The sequence below is a fragment of the Fodinibius sp. GM108 genome (assembly GCF_058386985.1).
On the sequence record NZ_JBYEIR010000003.1, the window covers coordinates 118,535 to 137,698 of the forward strand.

Consider the following 19,164-nt stretch of genomic DNA (forward strand, 5'->3'; position numbering starts at 1 on the left):
TGATTTACTCCTTTTCCCAGTATTTGGCCTCGGCCGATGAATTAGCAATCGTCTCATCAAACCAATTCAGTACTTTATTAGTTAGATCTTCTGTTATTTCAGGAAGATCTCCTGCCAGATTGATCGTTTCTCCGGGATTCTCATCCAGGTTATAAAGTTCAGGCTCACTGCCATCCGTTTCGACCAATAGTTTCCATTTGCCATTTCTTATTGCAAGATCTTTGCGTTCAGTAAGATCCTTCCAGTTTCCGTTGGGATTAAAATCGGGGGGACGAATCCACATAACGGGTTCAGACCGCTGACTTTCGGATCGACCGAGCATCTCTTCGCTCATATCCAGCCCGTCAAACTGTATTGAATCCGGTGCCTCAATCCCTGCAATTGAAAGTAATGTCGGAGGCAAATCCATGCCCGCCATAATGGTATTATCATTGGTCATATTTTCGTGAGATTCCTCAATAAATCCAGGTCCCCACACGATAAACGGTTCGCGAATACCGCCTTCGTAAAGACTGCCTTTATGAGCTCGTAAACCTCCGGTCATACCAATTTCCTGACTCGGTCCGTTATCGCTGGCAAAAACAATCAGCGTATTATATCTCAGCTCCGGATCATTCCGGATATGATCTAACAATCGCCCTATTTGGGTGTCCAGATCGCTGATTACGCCAAAATAATTTGCTCGCTGTGATCCATCGCCTCTTAACTCGGGCGGAGCTTCCAGCGGAGTATGCACGGCATCGGTCCATAAGTTAATATAGAAAGGCTGATCATTTTCTCCTGCTCTTTGTATCTCTTCGATCGTCCGATCGACATAAATTCTGGGCTGATTATGTCGCTTTACCCAGCGAATATCACCGCGACCGAGGTTAGCCTGTTTTACACTGTGGAAAAACCGATTGCTACCGTTCCACTGTTTTGTTTCAAATTCTATTCCGAGTCGTTCCCCCAATCCCTCAAAAGAGGTGAGCGAAGTATCGAAACCGAATTCGGTAATCAATGGAGCACCTTCCACTTCACGCTGTCCGCCCATATGCCATTTTCCAACATGGGCAGTATAATAGCCGGAATCTTGAAAAAATCGCGCAAGACTGGGAGCATTTACATCCAGATAATGATCCATTCCGCGATTTATATTTCGCGCGCTATCGGCCAGGAAAGAGGTGATATTCCACCGCAGCGGATATTGTCCTGTGGTAACGGCTACACGAGATGGTGAGCAGATAGGAGAATTTACATAGAAATTGGTGAAACGAATTCCCTCTTCTGCCATTCTATCAATATTCGGTGTACTTACCCCGGCGTTTCCATACTGGGGCAGATCGCCATATCCCATATCATCAACAAATACGAAAATGATATTAGGGGCATCTGAGTTATTCTGATCTCCAGCGGCTCTTTCACAACTGCCGGTGAAGAGCATTAGCAGGCTGACCAATATTATGAGAATAATCCTGTACATGGAGATTGTATTAGTTTTAGAAATCCGTCTAGTTTTAGTCACTGTCATCCCCCTTTCACGGAAAAGCATCGTGATTTCCCCCTTCGAAGGGGGACAGGGAGATGATTGCCCTTTACTAGTATCTATTTAATTTATCCGAAATTTTAGAATAAGAATTTTATTGAAGTTAATTTCTCCTCTGGGCCTCAAACCAGTTTGAGAGATCCGCATCAGGATTTTTTTTCGGCATCGGTGCATCAACCTCCTTCAGCATCTGTTTAAGATTGTTAAGCATTTCATCAGCTAACTGAGGTCGTTTTTCTGAAAGATCATATTGTTCGTGCGGATCATTATTTAAATCAAAAAGCTCAACCCGTTCACCGAGCCTTAATTCACCATACGGCTCGCCGCGTAGCGGCAAATGCTCCTGTGTTTCCAGATAGTCACCGTAATAGTATATGAGTTTGTAGTCTCCTTTGCGGATAGCACTGCTCGGAGTTTTTCCATAATCGGGGATGTAATGCGGATGGTGCCAATATATGGCTCTGCTGTTATCCGGATTCTCCTGTCCTGTTAACAACGGCATCAGATTCGCTCCATCGAGTTTCTTGTCTTCGGGGATGTCGCCACCCGCAAGCTCTTTGAAGGTGGCAAACATATCGACGATATGGACAGGGACATCAGACTTGCTTTCCAACTCTACTTCTCCGGGCCAGCTGACAATCAAAGGCACACGAATTCCACCTTCATATAGCATTCCCTTCGCACCGCGCAGCGGGTAATTATCCCATGCCCGGTTTAGTCCGCCGTTGTCAGACATGAAAACAATCATTGTTTCATCGGATAATCCTTTTTCATCCAGATCATTCAGCAATTTACCAATGGAATGATCCAAAAATTTAACCATAGCCGCATAATTTGCGGTGGGCTTTACCGCAGCATCACCAAAAAGTTCTGTGGATGTTGGGAATCCATTCTCCGAATAATTTTCAACCAGCGAATCGGGGGCTACAATCGGTGTATGGGGACTAAAAAACGACAGATAAGCAAACAGCGGTTTATCTTCATTTTGCCCGGCAAAACGGAAGAAATCATTTATAATATCCAGATTTGCTTTTTCTTTATCCTCTTCCTTATAGACTTCATGATCTCGCGACCACTCCCGTTCTACCGCATCGCCCGCAAAATCAAAGCCGTACTGCTCGAAAAATTCCATGCCTCGATTTTCTTTTATATCGGCAACACGTCCCCCGCCCAGATGCCACTTTCCGCTAACCATGGTAGCATAGCCGGCATCCTTGAGCATGTTAGCGATGGTATAATTATCCTCCGGCAGTTTACCGGTTACTTCCGGCTCTGTCATTGGTGCATTTGGATACGTACGCCTTATATGCACCTGAGTTATACCAGTTCGGGCGGTAAACTGACCTGAAATTAATTCACCGCGGGTAGGAGTGCATTCGGGAGATACATAGGCGTTGGTAAATTTCATCCCCTGGTCAGCCAGTCGATCAATATTGGGAGTTTCAACATGCCGGTTTCCATAGCTGCTTATCCCGTTCCATCCCATATCATCAACCAGAATGAAAATGATATTTGGTTTTTCCGACTGCTGTTTCTGTCCGTTTGATTCAAAAGTCAGCAAAAAACAAATTCCCAATAACAGCAATAATCCCTTGAATACTAAACGAGAGAGAGCTTTCCACAAAATCTTTATGTAACTCCTGCTATTAGTTAGGATCATAGTAGCTATTCCTTTAGCCAATTATGCACTAAGTGATGCCGTGGACTTCTGTATTTTTTGCTGATTCTGCTTTATCCCGTCCCCTTAAACGTTATTCGGGAAAACATCTAAAAATAATGTTATCGATAACATTCTGAAATATAATAGATTAGTAAGCATTATCAAGTACCATCATTAAATTATTCTTCTATTCCTCTGGTTTTGGGAAAATATCTTGATTATTCATACAACGGTCCAAAATTCTTACATGCCCGGTAATCAGCATCCTCTAAATTTTTGGTACCGAACCCCGCCCAGGCGCTGGGGCGGAAAATCCGCTCCCGGGGCACGTTGTGCATGTTTACCGGAATGCGCAGCATCGAAGCCAGCGTAATAAAATCGTCGCCAACATGGCCGTAGCTAAGCACGCCGTGGTTGGCGCCCCAGTTATTCATTACCGAATACACATCCTTAAAGACATCTTCGTCCGTAAGTCTCGGGACAAACCACGTGGTCGGCCAGGTCGGATCGGTCCGCCGATTCAAGGTTTCATGGACCTCTCCGGGAAGCGCTACGGTATGTCCTTCAGCGATTTGAAGCACCGGCCCCAGTCCTTTGATAATATTGATGCGGGTCATCGTCACCGGCATGCCGCCTTTCGTTAAAAACTGCGAAGAAAATCCGCCGCCGCGGAAATATTCCAGGTTGGCCGGACACCAGTTGGTAGCTTCAAGACATGCCTCAGCCTCCTCAGGCTGAATCTCCCAGAATGGTTTCATGACCGGCTCCCCGTCCTCGGATTGCTGGCCGGTTCCATCCAGAGCCGCCGAACCTGAATTCAGGAAATGGATAATCCCGTTTTCGGCCCTGCCGGAAAGGGTGTGTCCGGTCACCCGCTCCACAGACTCCGGACTCCAATACGTACGAATATCCCCAAACACCTGGGCCGTATTGGTCAACTGTTGACCAAACAGCATACAGGCAGCATTCAACGTGTCATTTTCGGTGGCCACGACATACGGTTCTCGAATGCCGTTCCAATCAAACGAGGAGTTCAGTATCGCCTCCGAAAAATCGCCATTGGGAAAATGGTCGGTCCACTGCCGCTGTCCCTGGAATCCGCCGGCAATGGCGTTGCGGCCGAGAGCTTCCTCTCCGTACCCGATCTCCTCCAGTTTCGGATTGCCGACCATCAGGTCGCGGATGATCAGCGTCATCTTCACCACCGTCTCCCAGTTCCGGTCTTTCTCTTCCCGGCTCAGCTGCTTGTTCTTGGGATTGATGTCTTCGCCTTCGGTGCAGTAATTACGGACCCACTGCATCGCCCGTTCAAACTCTTCCTTATCGTAAATCTCCTCTTCGATTCGGCGGGTCAGCTCAGACATATCAACCGCCTCGCAGCGCATGCCCAGGTAATCCTCGAAAAAATCCTCCTGAATCATCGAGCCGGCAATGCCCATCGACACGGACCCGACCGACAGATATGACTTGCCGCGCATCTCGGCTACGGCCAGTCCGGCCCGTACAAACCGCAGGATCTTTTCCCGGACATCCTCCGGAATACCTTCATAATCCTTATCTCGTACTTCGCTGCCGTAAATACTGAAGACCGGCAGTCCCTTCTGGTCATGGGCCGCTTTCGTGGCCGCCAGATACACCGCTCCGGGACGTTCGCTCCCGTTGAATCCCCAGATCGCTTTGGGATACCAAGGGTTCATATCCATCGTCTCCGACCCGTAACACCAGCAGGGCGTGACGGTCAGAGAGAGCCCGACCCCCTCCTGCTCAAACTTTTCGGCAGCTTGTGCGGCTTCTGCCACCCCGCCGATACAGCTGTCAGCAATCACGCATTCGACCGGCTGCCCATTGGTGTCTCGCACGTTTTCTGAGATAAACTCAGCGGCCCGTCGGGCCATGGCCATCGTTTGATCTTCAAGGGATTCCCGAACGCCTTCGCGGCGGCCGTCAATTGCCGGTCGGATGCCCACTTTCGGGACTCTTCCAATCAATCGTCGTTCTTGGTCTTGTGGCGCAACCGCCTCAAATACATCTTGGTCACTCATATTCAATATCGTTTGGTTTAAAAATTAGTTCCTAATTAATGCTTAATTCATACATCCTATGAAACGCCGCTGTCTTCCATTATGTCAAAGTATGAGATCTCATCCTGATACATCTTGTGAAAGATCCTGTATTTGGCATCATGATATTCTGCCAACCGCCCGTTCTGCGGCTCGATTATGTCGCCGGCATGATTCATGTTCTCCATCGCCTCCAGCACCGTCGGATACTGCCCGCCGGCCACGGCGCCCAGTACGGCGCTGCCCAGTAGCACCGCCTCGTCTTCGCGGGGCAGGACGATCTCGCACCCGCAGATATCGGCGTGTTCTTTCAGAAACAGTGCGTTTTTGGTACCTCCGCCCGTCGCCATAATCTGCTGGATCCGATAGCCTTCTTCATTCAGCGTTTCGATGATATGACGCGTGCCGTAGGCGACAGATTGAATAGTGGCCAAATACAACAGAGCCAAATCATCCAGCGTCGAGGAGAGCGTGAGTCCGCAGATGCTGCCGACCAGCGAGGGATTGGCCCGCGGAGACCGGTTGCCGTGAAAGTAAGGAAGCACGTGCAGGTCTCTCGTCAACAGGCTCACATCAGCAAGACCTTGATCTTCGGCCAGTTGATGAACCCGTTCATTGAGGATATCATACACTGTCCGGTTTTCCTGTTCGGCCTGCTGCTCCAGTTCTACCGACTGTTTCGAAGAAAAAATAACGTGATCGATCAGGGCTCCTGTCGCCGACTGCCCTCCTTCGGTCAGCCACATATTGGGGACCATCGCCGAATAGTACGGCCCCCAGACGCCGTCGATAAATCTAGGCTCTTCGGAGACCGCCATATGGCAACTCGATGTGCCGCCGATCAGCGCAATACGATTTTCGAGTTTCTTTGCTTCCTCTGATTCTGTTCCCATTCCCAGCAGACCGAGGCCGCCGGCATGCGCATCAATAATGGATACAGCCACCGGCGTGCCCGGATTCAAATCTAATTCTCCAGCGGCTTCCTCGGTTAATCCCTGGCCCACCGGTTCGCCGACCGGGCGTACGATCCGGCCAATTCGGGCGAAATTTTCATCCACCAGATCACCGAGGCCGATCTCTTCAAAGTAAGAGCTCTCCCACCGCCCAACACTTTTCTCTGTCGTGCTGGTCTCATGGGCCAGATAGGTCCACTTGCAGGTCGTCGTGCAGACTGATCGCACGTCGGTGCCGGTGGCGCGGTAGACCAGAAAGTCCGGCAGGTCGAACAATTTGGCAGCGCGCTTCCAGGTTTCCGGTTTATTCCTTTTCAACCAGAGCAGCTTTGGCGTTTCCATCTCCGGGCTGATTTTCCCGCCGACATATTGAAGTACCTCGTGCCCCTTCTCGTTAATCTCCTCGGCTTCCCCTATCGAACGATGATCCATCCAGACAATGATATTTTGCTCGGCGGAATCATCGGGACTAACCGTAACCGGCTTATCGTCTTCATCCAACACCACCAGTGAGCAGGTTGCATCGAAACCAATGCCTTGAACCTGGTCGGGGCTTATACCTGCCTCACCAATCACTTGTTTGATAGACCTGCAGCAGGCCTGCCAGATATCCTCGGAGGATTGCTCTACGAAATCCGGCTTGGGCTTCCACATTTTAATCGGATGAGTTTGCATCGACAACATCTTTCCATGCGGGTCAAACACACCCGCTCGTGCCGACCCGGTACCTACGTCACAGCCGATATAATATTGATCATCCATGGTTAAAAAGTCAGTATAGATTCTAAAAAGCTGATTTAATCTCTTCGATCTCCACCCCCAACACATCCCGGGAGATCTGATTGAGCGCCTGATCATCACCCGTAAAATGGAAAACCCGGTGGTGGTGAGTCAGCGACTCATTCGGCTCGAGAAAAGCAGCCGGAGACGAACTCTCCAGCTCATAAAAAGGTCCCAGCTGACTGCCATCTTCGAGCGGCCCGTCGTTATAGGCAAACACAGCATTCCCGCCGTAAGGCTCGTCCTGGTGCTCCCAAAGCTGATTCACATAGTCGGTGTTATTTCCGGGGAACGAATAATGGATGAGGGTCAGGATCTGGTTGGTCTCATCGTAACTTCCGGCCACCGGCAGGGCTCGTCGTGGCGATACGCCCAATTTGCGACGCTGCTCGCCGTCCACCTTGAAATAGATAATGCCTTCATCGGTTTTTAGCCGCTCGGAACTGATTTCCCCGAAGTAGTCGGTCGTTACCCCCGGTCCCAGCTCATCCTCGGGTCCTTCTTTGTAGGGAATAGCAACCGTAATACCGGGTGCGGGCGTAAACATGCTTAGGATCCAGATTGCCGGAGCGCCGGTCTGCCTCGTCCACCGGTTGTCCCCGCTATTTTCGATGGTATTCTCCGTTTCAAATGCCACCTGTTGAATCCCCTCAGGCAGCTGTATTTCAAGAAGATCTTCGGTTTGGCCTTGATCCAAAAGATTTACCGATCTCGTCACGTGTATATCATATTCTGTATTGGAATAGTTGGTCAATGCCAGGTCGGTCTCGACGATCACCTGGTTTTCGCTGGACTCCACCAGCTCCCATGGGTCGGTATTGATGCCGGATGGCACAAACCAATTCTCGAAGACCATCTCCTCACCGGGGGTGATAAACACCGAATACTGGCCGCCTTCCGGGCCGATCCAGAAGCGGTCTTCACCGCCATAAGCCGTAAAATGTTCATCAATTTCTCCCGATTCTATAATATCACGGTTGATCCACCCCAGGCTTTTGCCTTCGTCCCCTGCTACCGAACTGGTCATCACCCGGCCCTGCATCTGCGGGGTGACAAGCACCTTGCCCTGTCCGTCATTGCCTTCCAGCACAACTACATCGGTATATTCTTTTAAAAATTCTACATTATAGCCGAACGTTTCTTCTTCTGTCATTGATTTATCCTGTTTTGATGAACCGTCGGAATTACAAGCTATCATCAACAAAGTTATCAGCAGTATAAAGCCTGCTGATATTAATTTTTGAATAGCCATTTTCGATTGTCTGTAAACATTTTGCCTTTTAGCTTCCATTGTATCAGATCTAATTTCAGTTAATATCATTTACTGTTTTTGTACCCATACGAAATCAAGGCCGACATCTGCTTGATCCCTGTTACTATCGTCATCATATCTGACGTTTATTATATGTTTTCCCGGCTCCAGGGATAAATTTTCAGATCGGTAGTTCCTCAACAACTTCCGATCTTCATTATTCAAATCTATTAGCCCATCAGGACCACCAAAACCTGCTTCACGATTGTTTATCTGTATCGAAATTGCACCGGAATTTTTAAAATGGGCAGCTGTCAACCAGATAGCATAGGTGCCTTCCTCATCTATCTCTACCGGAATCTCAAGTTCCTCTCCCTTTGTTTTTGGATTCCAGACAAACAGTTCACCCTCTGCCCATAGATTATCCTCTTTTAAATCATAATTGTCTTCATTTATATCAATAAGACCTTCTACCTGATAAAAAACAGAGTTGCTGGCAGCACCTTTGGCCTTGGGTGACCAGTAGTTATGCTCAAGATGACGAATGTCATCATGAGAAATCGGTACATGATCATCGATAAGCCCGGGACGAGAATAAAAATAGCTCATACGTGCATAAGAAAATCCTTTTACCCCGTTATGCGGGAAGAACTCCATATAAAAATGCAGATCACTATTAAACGGCAGAGGATCTACAACATGCCACCGGTGATTGGTTACAAATCCACGTGTGGCGGGACCGTCATTCCTGGGCTGACCCGAATAAGGCGTCTGAAAGATATCGGAGGATGACCAGGAGTAGTTATAGTAATCTTCCGAACCGGTTCCAAACGTGGAGGGAAATTCTTCATCATCGACAAATATTTTTTCATCCCCTTCGCCCCACCAGTTGCCTCCGGCAGTAGGTATTTCTATAGGGTTAAAAAGAAGTGAAGACGTCCCGACATAAACGCCTTCCCCCCTTGCAATTACAAAGGGCAGATCGTACGGAGTCTGTTCATTCATATTATGATCCACTCTCCAGCGCGCCCGCAGGTGCATCGACCGATCCGGATTCCAATCATAATCGGAATGAGTAATTGATCCATCTATTTTAATCTGCTGATCTCCCATGTTACGGATTTTTATCCGTACAGAATTTTCAAAAGGCATCAAAAAGCGGGAGATCATCGTACCGTCCGATTTCACGGTAAATGGCAGCGAGACATATGGATTGATTCCCGGGGCAGCTCCGAAGAAATCACCAACCGGCGCCTGTATCTGTCCCCGGGGAGCATCATCAAAATGAATAGTAAGTATTGTCTGCCGGAGAGCTCTGTCCATATCCTCAGCATTCAGCTTCAAAACCAGCCGGCGGATTGCCCCCTCATCTTCAAGTGTAAATACCTCCTCTTCGTCCCCGGCCGCCAGATCAGCAGAAATTGCTTCCTCAGTACCTTGACGGGATTGAGCATAGTTATCCGGGTTATTCAATACCTCGGCTGTATGTTTTATCTCATCCCGATATGTCTGCAGGTCTTCCGGTTGAAATGTTTGCACCCTTGCTTCTTCGTTGTATTTCCGGACCTGTAATTCATAAAAATGAAGTTTATCCAGGTTGCCGGTCCACTCTACTCGCAGATGATCGGAAAACGGGATGGGGAAATAGCCGGCATCGCGCTGGCTGAACGCTTCTTCAAAAATATTAGCATCGAGGTCCGTAGCTTCTAAAAAAGAATCATAGCTGTTACGAAAAAAAGATTCGGCGGGTCCGTCATAAATGGGAGTTTCCGACTTATCCAGATAAACCTTCAACGAACCATTAATTCTGGCCGTCCATCCGCGGACAATCGCACCAGGACCATCCAAATCGCAGAGCAAATAGGTGCCAATTCCATCTTCTCCGGGTTCTTCTATTACATCTTGAAAATTAGGAATCGGCTCTCCACCGAAACCGTCGGAGTTCTCCAGCCAACCCGGTCCGTCGGGCTGATCACTGCGGCGATCGTAGGAGGAAAATTGTATGGTCCGGTAAAACGGTTCCGGATGTTCTGTCAAATGCTCTAGGCTAGCCATCTCTTCTATGAGCGTACCCGTAGTTATATTTTGACTGATTCCGGCAGATGAGAAAAATAATAGCAACAAAATTCCCACTGCCACATTAGATGTTAATTTTTTGAGAAAACTATTCATATCAAGAGTAATTATTTGTTCGTATTCATCAAGCGGTCACGAGACTCTCTTTCTTATGGTAGAGGCCGTATAACATTACAACGATAAAGCAAAGCAGCGGTACCCAGTAAGCTATATGTATGCTGCCGGTATAATCTGAAATTAATCCCATAACAGCGGGCAGGGCAGCCCCGCCGCCGATTGCCATAATCAAACCGGAACTACCCAACTTGGTGTCTTTCCCGAGACCTTCCGAGGCAAGACCGAAAATAGTGGGAAACATCAGTGACATAAATCCGGAAATAGCCACCAAGGCTATAACTCCGACATACCCGCTTCCCGTGATGACCAGGAATGTACTCACTATTCCAAGCAGGGATGACAACGCCAGTAAATCAGCCGGTTTGAACCAGCTCATCAAACTTGTATTGATAAACCTGAACAGGGTGAATAAAATCAACGATGCTATATAGTAGCTGGATGCTTCGGCCTCAACAACATTCAGCTCTTCCATCACATAGCGGATGATAAACGACCAGACGCAAATTTGGGCTCCCACATAGAAGAACTGGGCAACAACACCGAATACATAATTTTTATTTTTCACCAGCCTTTTTACCGTAGACCAAAAATTGATTTTAGTTTCTTCAGTAGAGACCTTAGGCATTTTGGTAAAGTAGATGACTATCCCCAATACCAGCAGCAGAATTCCAACGGCTACATAAGGTCCCATTACAGCATCGAGCTCGGCTTCCTGAATTTTACTCAGTTCCTGGGCCGTCATTTCTGCTCTTTCTTTGGCGCTTGACAAATCGAGCTGAGAAAGGATATAAAATTTACTGATAACAACACCCGATATAGAACCAAGCGGATTGAATGACTGTGCCAGATTCAACCTCCTTGTGCCGGTAGCCTCATCTCCCATCGCAATGATATAGGGATTAGCGGTAGTTTCCAGCACAGTCAACCCACCGGCCAGGATATAAAGTGCAATCAGGAAAAAACCGTATTGCAGACTGATACTTGCCGGGTAAAAAAGCAGAGCCCCTGTGGCATACATCCCCAGCCCGAGAAGTACTCCTGATTTATAGGAGAATTTTTTAATGAAAATAGCCGCTGGTATAGCCAGCGAAAAATATGACCCGTAAAACGCGATCTGAATCCAGGAAGTTTGGAAGTCAGTAAGGCTCATTATTCTCTTGAAAGCCGCTAACAGGGTATCGGTCAAATTATGAGCAAGTCCCCATAGAAAAAACAGACTAGTAATGAGCACAAAAGCCAACAGGGGGGCTTTTAAGCCTGATTTTGTTGATTTATTCTGCGATGTTTCAAAATTCTCCATATGTCAGCATTTACGGTTTAATTTTCGCTTCTAATTCATTCTTCAACTTCAAATTCCGGCATGATATAGCTGTAGACTTCATAGCCGAGCTCGCTCCATGCACTTTCTTTAGGATAAGGATGACCGGGATAGAGATCACGACTTACAGGCACATGCTCTACCTTGATCCGCAGAGCCGATCGCTCTTGCGTTAATTCAGCTGGAATCAGGAACTCCTCATCGCGAAAACGGCGGTTGGAATTTTTAACCTGGTATTTACGTTCTCCCAGTTCACCGTCGGCCGGTGAGTAGACATAGGTATTAGATCCTGCTGTGTACCAATTCCCTACATATTCCCACTCCGGTTCTTCGGGATTAAAATCATCACTGGCATCCGCCACATAAACTTCCGCCTTTTGATTGGGAAAGCTCCAGTCAAATGTCCTCCGCAACATAACCCCGTGATTATCGGGCTCTAAATGCACTGAAAATTCCGAGCTGCTTCTGGTATATCTGCCATCCTCTCTATGGGCCGGAAATACTTCATTCCCGATTAACCTTTCATACTCAGGACCTATGCGTCGATCATCAGGAAAAGTGTCTATTCCGAGTCCATCGAAACGAGAGACAATCTCCTGAACTTCAGAAGCGTCCGGCGATTCATACTCATGATTTTCTTCACTTTCCGTCTTTCCGATATCTATTTCATCCGTTTTAACCAAGGATGGGGCGGGCAGTCCATACCAATAGGTAACCGTCTCATAATGCTCTTGCAGCAGATTCCATCCGCCATGCTCAAGATTTATGACCGCACGATTTCCGAATGGCATGGCATCAGCCAATAAAAAGCGGTAAGCGGAGTGTATTTGGTCTTTTTCATTTTTGATCTCTTCTTTATTCGGGGCTCCAACCGGGTGACCGGCAAAAGGCAATGTCATAGTTTCTCCACCCCAGTAATCGCCTCCCCCGCCCCACTCTTCACTGCCGGTTCCGTGAGCCTGAGGATTTTGACTTCCATCAAAGAAAAAGCGGGGATCTCCTTCCAGGGTTCGAAAGAAATTTCGCTGGGTAAAAATATACGTTGTTCCGACAAAGCTGCCCGACCACTCATCCTGACCTTCGATACCTTTCGTATCCAACAAGCTTAAGTTTTTGCCGAATTCTGGCTCAGGGAAATCTTTATAGGTTGCGTGAAAGTAGCTGCTCTGGTTGGGAGATCCTTCAAAAGGTTCATAACGCAGTTCATAATCAATTTCAGTATCACCGGGCTCGATACCTGCTATCTCAAACCGTGCAGATCGGAAAAAAGGCATCGGATAGTAACAGGCCAATTCGACCTGTTCTTTTTTATAATCAAATCGAATATTCATAGGGAAACCTTTAACCAAGTATTCACTCTGATCGCGATTATATAATGTTCCGGCGCCGAAGAATAAACTCAACGGTGCGTTAACAGAGGGATAATTTCGATCATCCCAGGTTACTTGCAGTCGCAGACGCTCCAACTCTTCTGCTTCTTCAAGAGGCAGGGTAATTTTGAAAGCTCGGATCACCGAAGGTGCGTCATCGATTTCGGCAAGAACCTTTCTTTTTTCATCGAGATTAAGGCTGCCTTTTTGTGTTTCTATGTTCTTTGGGGCAATATCGGTTCCTGCCCGGTTAATCAGATCAAGCACATCCTGATCAGGCGTATCTTCGATACTCCATGACTCTATAGGCTGTGACAAATTATCTTCATTGGCATACTTTTTATAGATATAATAGCCTGTTCCATAAAAAGTACGAGAGTAAGCCAGCTGAAACGATTCCTCAAAACCGATGGGAGTCCACATCAGGTCGGCACCCTTGGTTGTGGTCCAGATATAAGTCAGCGGTTCGGGAAATGCCTCCTCCGGCATAAAAGTAGCTTCTTCAACTGTTTCTTTAGCATTTACAGGATCTTCAGTTCCGGTTTCCCTAATGATGTGGTCGGTGCCGTCCACTACATAATGCCACGGACTGCCATGCCAGTGATTGGTCCTCTTGAAATAAAGCACTCCCTTTCCCTCTACATCCAGTGTAACATTAAAATCCTCATCTTCTCCCATCCAAAGAAAATTGCGGGAATCGGCCATTCTGTTGCCCCCTTCGCGCATGTAGGTACTTCGCATGTACGCCCGCGATCCTATTCGCTGATTGGGCCAGTGATCCCACATCCGATAGGCATCGAGACCTACAGGAATAACAGGCGGATTCTCTGCCGATACTTCTTCTTTATTTTTATTTGTATCCTGAGCTCCGGATGAAATTCCCCATAACAGTAGCGGAATCATCAGTAACAATATCTTTGAAAATAGATCCTTCATAACTGATTGTTTATTTACTTTCCAAGTTTTAGTTGTAATCATTTCCTGCTAATAAAATCCATACCGTAGTGATCCACTATACGGTTGTAGGCTTCGGATGCCGCACCATTTCCCCAGTCGTATATCGTGAAACTACCGATTCCCACGCCGCCGGGATCGGTGGTACCCCCATGCCCGTAATTCTCCATCATAAATCCGTAATCCTCTTTGCCGAAAAATTCCCATTTCTTCTCCCACTGCTCTTTTGTTTTGGGATTTTCAGGAGCATACATCATCACAAATGAGGCCCGCAGAGCGGCAAGTCCCCGCTGGATATATTCTTCGCTGTCCAACTGCTCACCATAGCGAATAATCAGTTCCGCAAAGAGACTTTGACGGGAGTCGTTCCACTCCCCGTCGGCATTCATCACGCCAAAACCGCCCAGGGTATTGACATACATATACGGCGGCTGCCACGTCGCCTGGGTCATCAGCAGCTCATCGAGTGTTCGCCGGCCATAGTCAAGATACTTCTCTTCGCCGGTCAGCAGATACGATTCAAGCAGCGCTTTGGCCGTCCAGTACATAGACAAATTATTCTGCTTGTACATATTATTTCGCTCCACCTTTTTATTGATGAGATCTTCCGTACCGTACCGGTTACACGACCAGTAAGTCTCATAATCCTCCCACCGTCCTTTCGGAATGATCTCATCCGTCACTGCTTCCATCGCCCGGATAGCCGAATCATAATAGATCTTGTCACCTGTCAGCTCATGCATCTTTAGCAGAAATGTTACCGACATGGCCGTTTCAGGTGACCGGTTCAGGTGCTCCATCGGTTCCAGGTTCTCTTTGGATAGCCAGCCCGGAAAGAATCCCTCCTCGTCCTGCAGCTCGATCAGGGAATTAGCAAAGCGGGTCGCGTATTTGAGCAAACGTTCATCCTTTTCCAGCTCATCATACCAGCGAAGCATCTGATAGGCCGTCCAGCTCATATCTACAATATGATAGGGCGCCTCCCGTGGATCACGTGTATAGGGGTTGCGGTTGGAGTTGCCGAAATAGTAGGTATTCCATCCTTTGGAACGATTATAGGTCTCGCCATCTATTTCGATCTCCTCCATTTCCGTGGCAATAAGACCCGGGAAAAAACCTTCTTTCTGTGGAAAAGCAAGCGCCAGTTCTTTGGTTAATTTCGCCCTCTCCATCAGTTCTCCGTCGCCCGTACGCCGTGCATAACGAAATACACCCTGTGCTGAACGCAGCGAACTGAACCAGGTTTGATTCCATATCGATCGGAATTCCCGTTCATCGACTTCACCGGGATAATTGGGGCTTTGCGTCATATTGATAATAAAAGCCGGGGCGCCTACTTTTTGGCCTTCCAACTCAAACTCCTGCCAGACATTTTCTTCCCAGCTGTTAAAAGCCCAGTTGTAGGTATGCTCTACGTAAGGCTCCAGATTCCCTTCCATTGGCTCCCCTTCATTGTAGGCGGGACTGCCCCATCGCTCCCACATAAACTCCAGCGGTCTTCTCCATGGATTAGACAGAGCAGAATCATCAGAATTGGCCATGACATAGAATCCGAACTTAAATTCACCGGGCGGAAAGACTGTCTCCTCTTCTCTTTTGAACAGCACGTGCTCTTCAACTTTCTGATCGGCCGCTCCCAATGTTAGTTTATTATCCGGGGCATTCATATCCATATACCACGGAACGGAATTTTCATTTTGCAGTAAATCAAGATCGGGAATGATTGTTAACTGCTTCTGTTCCGGCTCCGAAGCCACAATCAGGGCAGGTGCACGAAATACGTGCTGCCCAATGATATGCTCATCCATGGGAGTCAGATGGGGCGACCAGTGAAAATCCGGTGTGAAATCAGGATGAATATTCAACTGCCAGTCATCAACATGCAGCGTATCGGAAAGTCGCCATGTCAAGGTGATCTTTGCAAGATTATCCGACAATTGCATATATGAAAACTCTGGTTCATCTGTACCCAAAGAATCATAATTAATTTCCGCGATAAAATTATCGAATCCGGAAGGGATTCCTTTTTCTATTTCCTGGGATATGCCAGACCGTGGCTCCTCCAATAGCACATTATTTGTGCAAGCTACAGAGAGGAGTAGAAATATCACTCCCAGCACTTTAAAAATTATAAAACGTGTGCTTATCTCCTTACTTACCATGCAATTATATAAATTACTTAATCATTTTCTGAGTGGGGTATATTCGCACCCACTTCATCAGCAAACTGCTGCATTTTTTGTTGTATTTGTTTAACAATATCCGGCTTTTCATCCGCCCGATTATACCGCTCGGAAGGATCTTTCTGTAAGTTATACAATTGAGCTTTGTCATTGGCAAAACTCAACTTCCATTCTCCACTGCGCATTGCTTCAAGCTCATTGCCATTGAAATAGGCGTATTCTTTTCGGGGTGACTCCTCTGACTGGCCCGTAAGAAACGGCATCAGATCATATCCGTCTATTTCATGTTCCGGCAGTTCAGCTCCCGCCAGCTCCAGCAGTGTCCTGTAAATATCGGGACTGGCAACAAGTTCATCCGTAACCCGGCCGGATTCAATTTGCTCCGGCCATCGAATCATAGCCGGCGTTCTGTGTCCACCCTCATAGGTTGTACCTTTCGCTCCGCGGAGGTGTCCCGGCGAACCGGCATGCCAGGGTTTATTCCCCTCCTGCTTCATTCGATCCGGCATATTTGTCCAGGGACCATTGTCTGAAGCGAAAAAGACGATTGTATTTTCAGCTACTCCGTTCTGATCAAGGGACTTGAGCACCTCTTTTACACTCCAGTCGATTGTTTCGATCACATCACCGTAAAGCCCGCTGGCTGATTGGCCTCTAAATTGCTCCGTCGTATGAAGCGGCAGATGCGGCATATTATAAGCCAGATAAAAGAAAAACGGCCGATCTTCTACAGACTGATTACGAATGAATTGAATGGCTTCTTCAGTATATCGAACCGTCAGCGAATCTTGATTAATGGGATGCTCCACCATTTCAGTGCCACGGAAAAGTCCCAGCGGCCGGTCAGTCCGCACCCATGGTTTTCTAAAATCATTGGAATAAGGCATTCCAAACCATGAGTCGAATCCCTGGTTAGGCGGAAGGTATTGATCTTCATAATGACCAAGATGCCATTTTCCGGCCATCCCGGTGACATATCCCGCTTCCTTAAGTCCTTCAGCAAGCGTCAATTCACTGTCCGGCATTCCTCCACGCCCGTTAGCCCCTGTTGCACCGCCAAAATTGACCCGGGGCATATAACGACCAGTAATCAACTGAGTACGAGACGGTACGCACCAATTACCCGTCACAAAGGAAGTGAAACGGGCCCCCTGATCGGCCAATTTATCTATATTAGGTGTTTTGATAGACGGATGCCCATAACTGCTCAGATCTCCATACCCCATATCATCGGTAAAAAGAATAATGATATTGGGTTTTTCCGAAATGGTCTCTTGTTTATCCTGACATGCCACTCCGAATGAAAGGAGTAGAATGCAAATGATCGAATTTTTAAGGTGAAAATTCATTCGAGGCTATCAATTACCAAGGTTAAAACTATTTATGTATTTATAGCTTTTAAGTATCTCATCTAATTCTTCCACAACTTCAGGATATTCGTTATAGAGATTTTTCTTTTGGCTGAGATCTGACTCTAAATTATAGAGCTGGGCCGAGGGAGCATCATCCTTAATCCTACCATTTTGTACGTCGCTGTTTTCCTGGCCCGTGAGTTTATGTGCTGCAGCGCCCGCAAAGGTGTGTTCGCCAATTTCTGTACCGCCAAATCCTCCTTCTCCCTGTGCAGGTATATACATCCACTTTCCTTTTCGGACAGAAAGATGAGACTTACGACTGGGACTGATAATAAGATGATCTCTGATGGGCTCTTCCGGTGAGCCGGTAAAGGCAGGTAGCATGTTATAACTGTCAGGTCCCTCATCATCATCGAGCGGATAATCTACAAGCGCCGCTAACGTGGCAAGGATATCCACGTTTGAAATCAGTTCATCCGATTCGGTTCCTGCAGGTACTCTGTCCGGCCAATGAACTATAAAAGGAACTCTGTGGCCTCCTTCCCAGGCGCCGAATTTAAATCCGAGCAGTTCACCATTCAGCCGGTGACCCGCTTCCCAGGCATTCTGCCCGCCGCGGTTAAGCATTCCACCATTGTCGCTGGTCAGTACTATGAGTGTTTGATCTAAAAGTTCCTCCTCTTCAAGAGCATTTATGACTTCACCCACCATCCAATCAAGTTCATGGATAAAATCACCATATCGTCCTGCATTACTTGAAGCGATAAAACGAGGCGCCGGCGTAAACGGATGGTGGATTTGCGGAGGAGAAAAGTTCAGATAAAAAGGTTCATCCTTATGACCTTTGATCCAGTCGGCGGCCTTATTAGCAAGTGTAGTGCCTACTTCTCTGTCCTTATATAACTCATGAGCTTTTTCAGCACCACCAATCGCATCAAGACGAAATTTTTCATCAAATTCCCGGGTTTTTGCCTCTTCTCCATACACCAACGGATCATCCGGCTCCAATCCCAATACACTGCTGTTTTCTACATATACAAACGGAGGATGGCTGTTTAACACGGGAATACCGAAATAATAATCAAACCCCACCTCCAGCGGACCTGGTTTTAACTCTTTATTCCAGTCCACCGGCTGTTCATTTCCCCAGCCCAGGTGCCATTTGCCAATCATCCCGGTAGCATAGCCAGCTTTCTTCATCATGCTTGCTACAGTTGTACGAGCAGTATCGATTTGAAGCGGAGCTCTCATAAATAACGGGCCACGAAGATTTTTGCGGAAAGGATATCGGCCTGTCATCAAAGCATATCTGGAGGGGGAGCAGACAGCTGAAGCAGAGTGAGCATCGGTGAATTTTCGTCCCTCATCAGCAAGTCTGTCAATATTGGGCGTCTGGACCTTCGTGGCGCCATAAGCGCCTACATCTCCATAACCAAGATCATCAGCATTAATAATAATAACATTAGGTCTGTCATGTAATTCCCCGACGTTGTTTTCTGAACATCCCATTACAACTGCAAATAAAACGATCCCGAAAACAAGTTTTAAATCCATTTTGTCA

General features: G+C 47.3%; 11 protein-coding genes. All 11 read right to left on the minus strand.

All coding sequences use genetic code 11. The features are described from left to right. Positions 1 to 4 precede the first annotated feature (4 nt). The 11 genes from ACT3ID_RS06530 to ACT3ID_RS06580 all read right to left on the minus strand — a co-directional run bounded on the left by ACT3ID_RS06530 (position 5) and on the right by ACT3ID_RS06580 (position 19,157). Complete coding sequence (locus tag ACT3ID_RS06530) at positions 5 to 1,462, minus strand: sulfatase-like hydrolase/transferase (RefSeq protein WP_491541198.1); 1,458 nt, start codon at positions 1,460 to 1,462, stop codon at positions 5 to 7. A gap of 166 nt (positions 1,463 to 1,628) precedes the next feature. After that, the gene (locus ACT3ID_RS06535; protein WP_491541199.1) at positions 1,629 to 3,086 is read right to left on the minus strand and encodes a sulfatase; all 1,458 of its coding nucleotides are present in this window, start codon (positions 3,084 to 3,086) and stop codon (positions 1,629 to 1,631) included. A gap of 317 nt (positions 3,087 to 3,403) precedes the next feature. After that, positions 3,404 to 5,227 (minus strand): L-fucose isomerase, encoded by a 1,824-nt coding sequence (locus ACT3ID_RS06540; protein WP_491541200.1) that lies wholly within the window; start codon positions 5,225 to 5,227, stop codon positions 3,404 to 3,406. 56 nt (positions 5,228 to 5,283) lie between these two features. Then, the gene (locus tag ACT3ID_RS06545; RefSeq protein WP_491541201.1) at positions 5,284 to 6,960 is read right to left on the minus strand and encodes an FGGY-family carbohydrate kinase; all 1,677 of its coding nucleotides are present in this window, start codon (positions 6,958 to 6,960) and stop codon (positions 5,284 to 5,286) included. A 22-nt stretch (positions 6,961 to 6,982) separates the two neighbouring features. Beyond that, entirely contained in the window at positions 6,983 to 8,230 is a 1,248-nt protein-coding gene (locus ACT3ID_RS06550; protein WP_491541202.1) for a DUF6786 family protein, read from the minus strand. 69 nt (positions 8,231 to 8,299) lie between these two features. Further along, positions 8,300 to 10,402, minus strand: coding sequence for a glycoside hydrolase family 172 protein (locus tag ACT3ID_RS06555; protein ID WP_491541203.1), 2,103 nt, complete (start codon positions 10,400 to 10,402; stop codon positions 8,300 to 8,302). A 28-nt stretch (positions 10,403 to 10,430) separates the two neighbouring features. Continuing rightward, complete coding sequence (fucP, locus tag ACT3ID_RS06560) at positions 10,431 to 11,723, minus strand: L-fucose:H+ symporter permease (RefSeq protein ID WP_491541204.1); 1,293 nt, start codon at positions 11,721 to 11,723, stop codon at positions 10,431 to 10,433. A 35-nt stretch (positions 11,724 to 11,758) separates the two neighbouring features. After that, positions 11,759 to 14,047 carry a DUF2961 domain-containing protein gene (locus ACT3ID_RS06565; protein ID WP_491541205.1) on the minus strand — a complete coding sequence of 763 codons (2,289 nt, stop codon included), beginning with the start codon at positions 14,045 to 14,047 and terminating at the stop codon, positions 11,759 to 11,761. Positions 14,048 to 14,085: 38 nt separating this feature from the next. Continuing rightward, positions 14,086 to 16,176, minus strand: coding sequence for a hypothetical protein (locus ACT3ID_RS06570; RefSeq protein WP_491541206.1), 2,091 nt, complete (start codon positions 16,174 to 16,176; stop codon positions 14,086 to 14,088). 68 nt (positions 16,177 to 16,244) lie between these two features. Further along, a complete protein-coding gene (locus tag ACT3ID_RS06575) occupies positions 16,245 to 17,597 on the minus strand; it encodes a sulfatase family protein (protein WP_491541207.1) in 1,353 nt (450 codons plus the stop codon). Positions 17,598 to 17,606: 9 nt separating this feature from the next. After that, a complete protein-coding gene (locus ACT3ID_RS06580) occupies positions 17,607 to 19,157 on the minus strand; it encodes a sulfatase family protein (RefSeq protein ID WP_491541208.1) in 1,551 nt (516 codons plus the stop codon). Between the last annotated feature and the right edge of the window lie 7 nt (positions 19,158 to 19,164).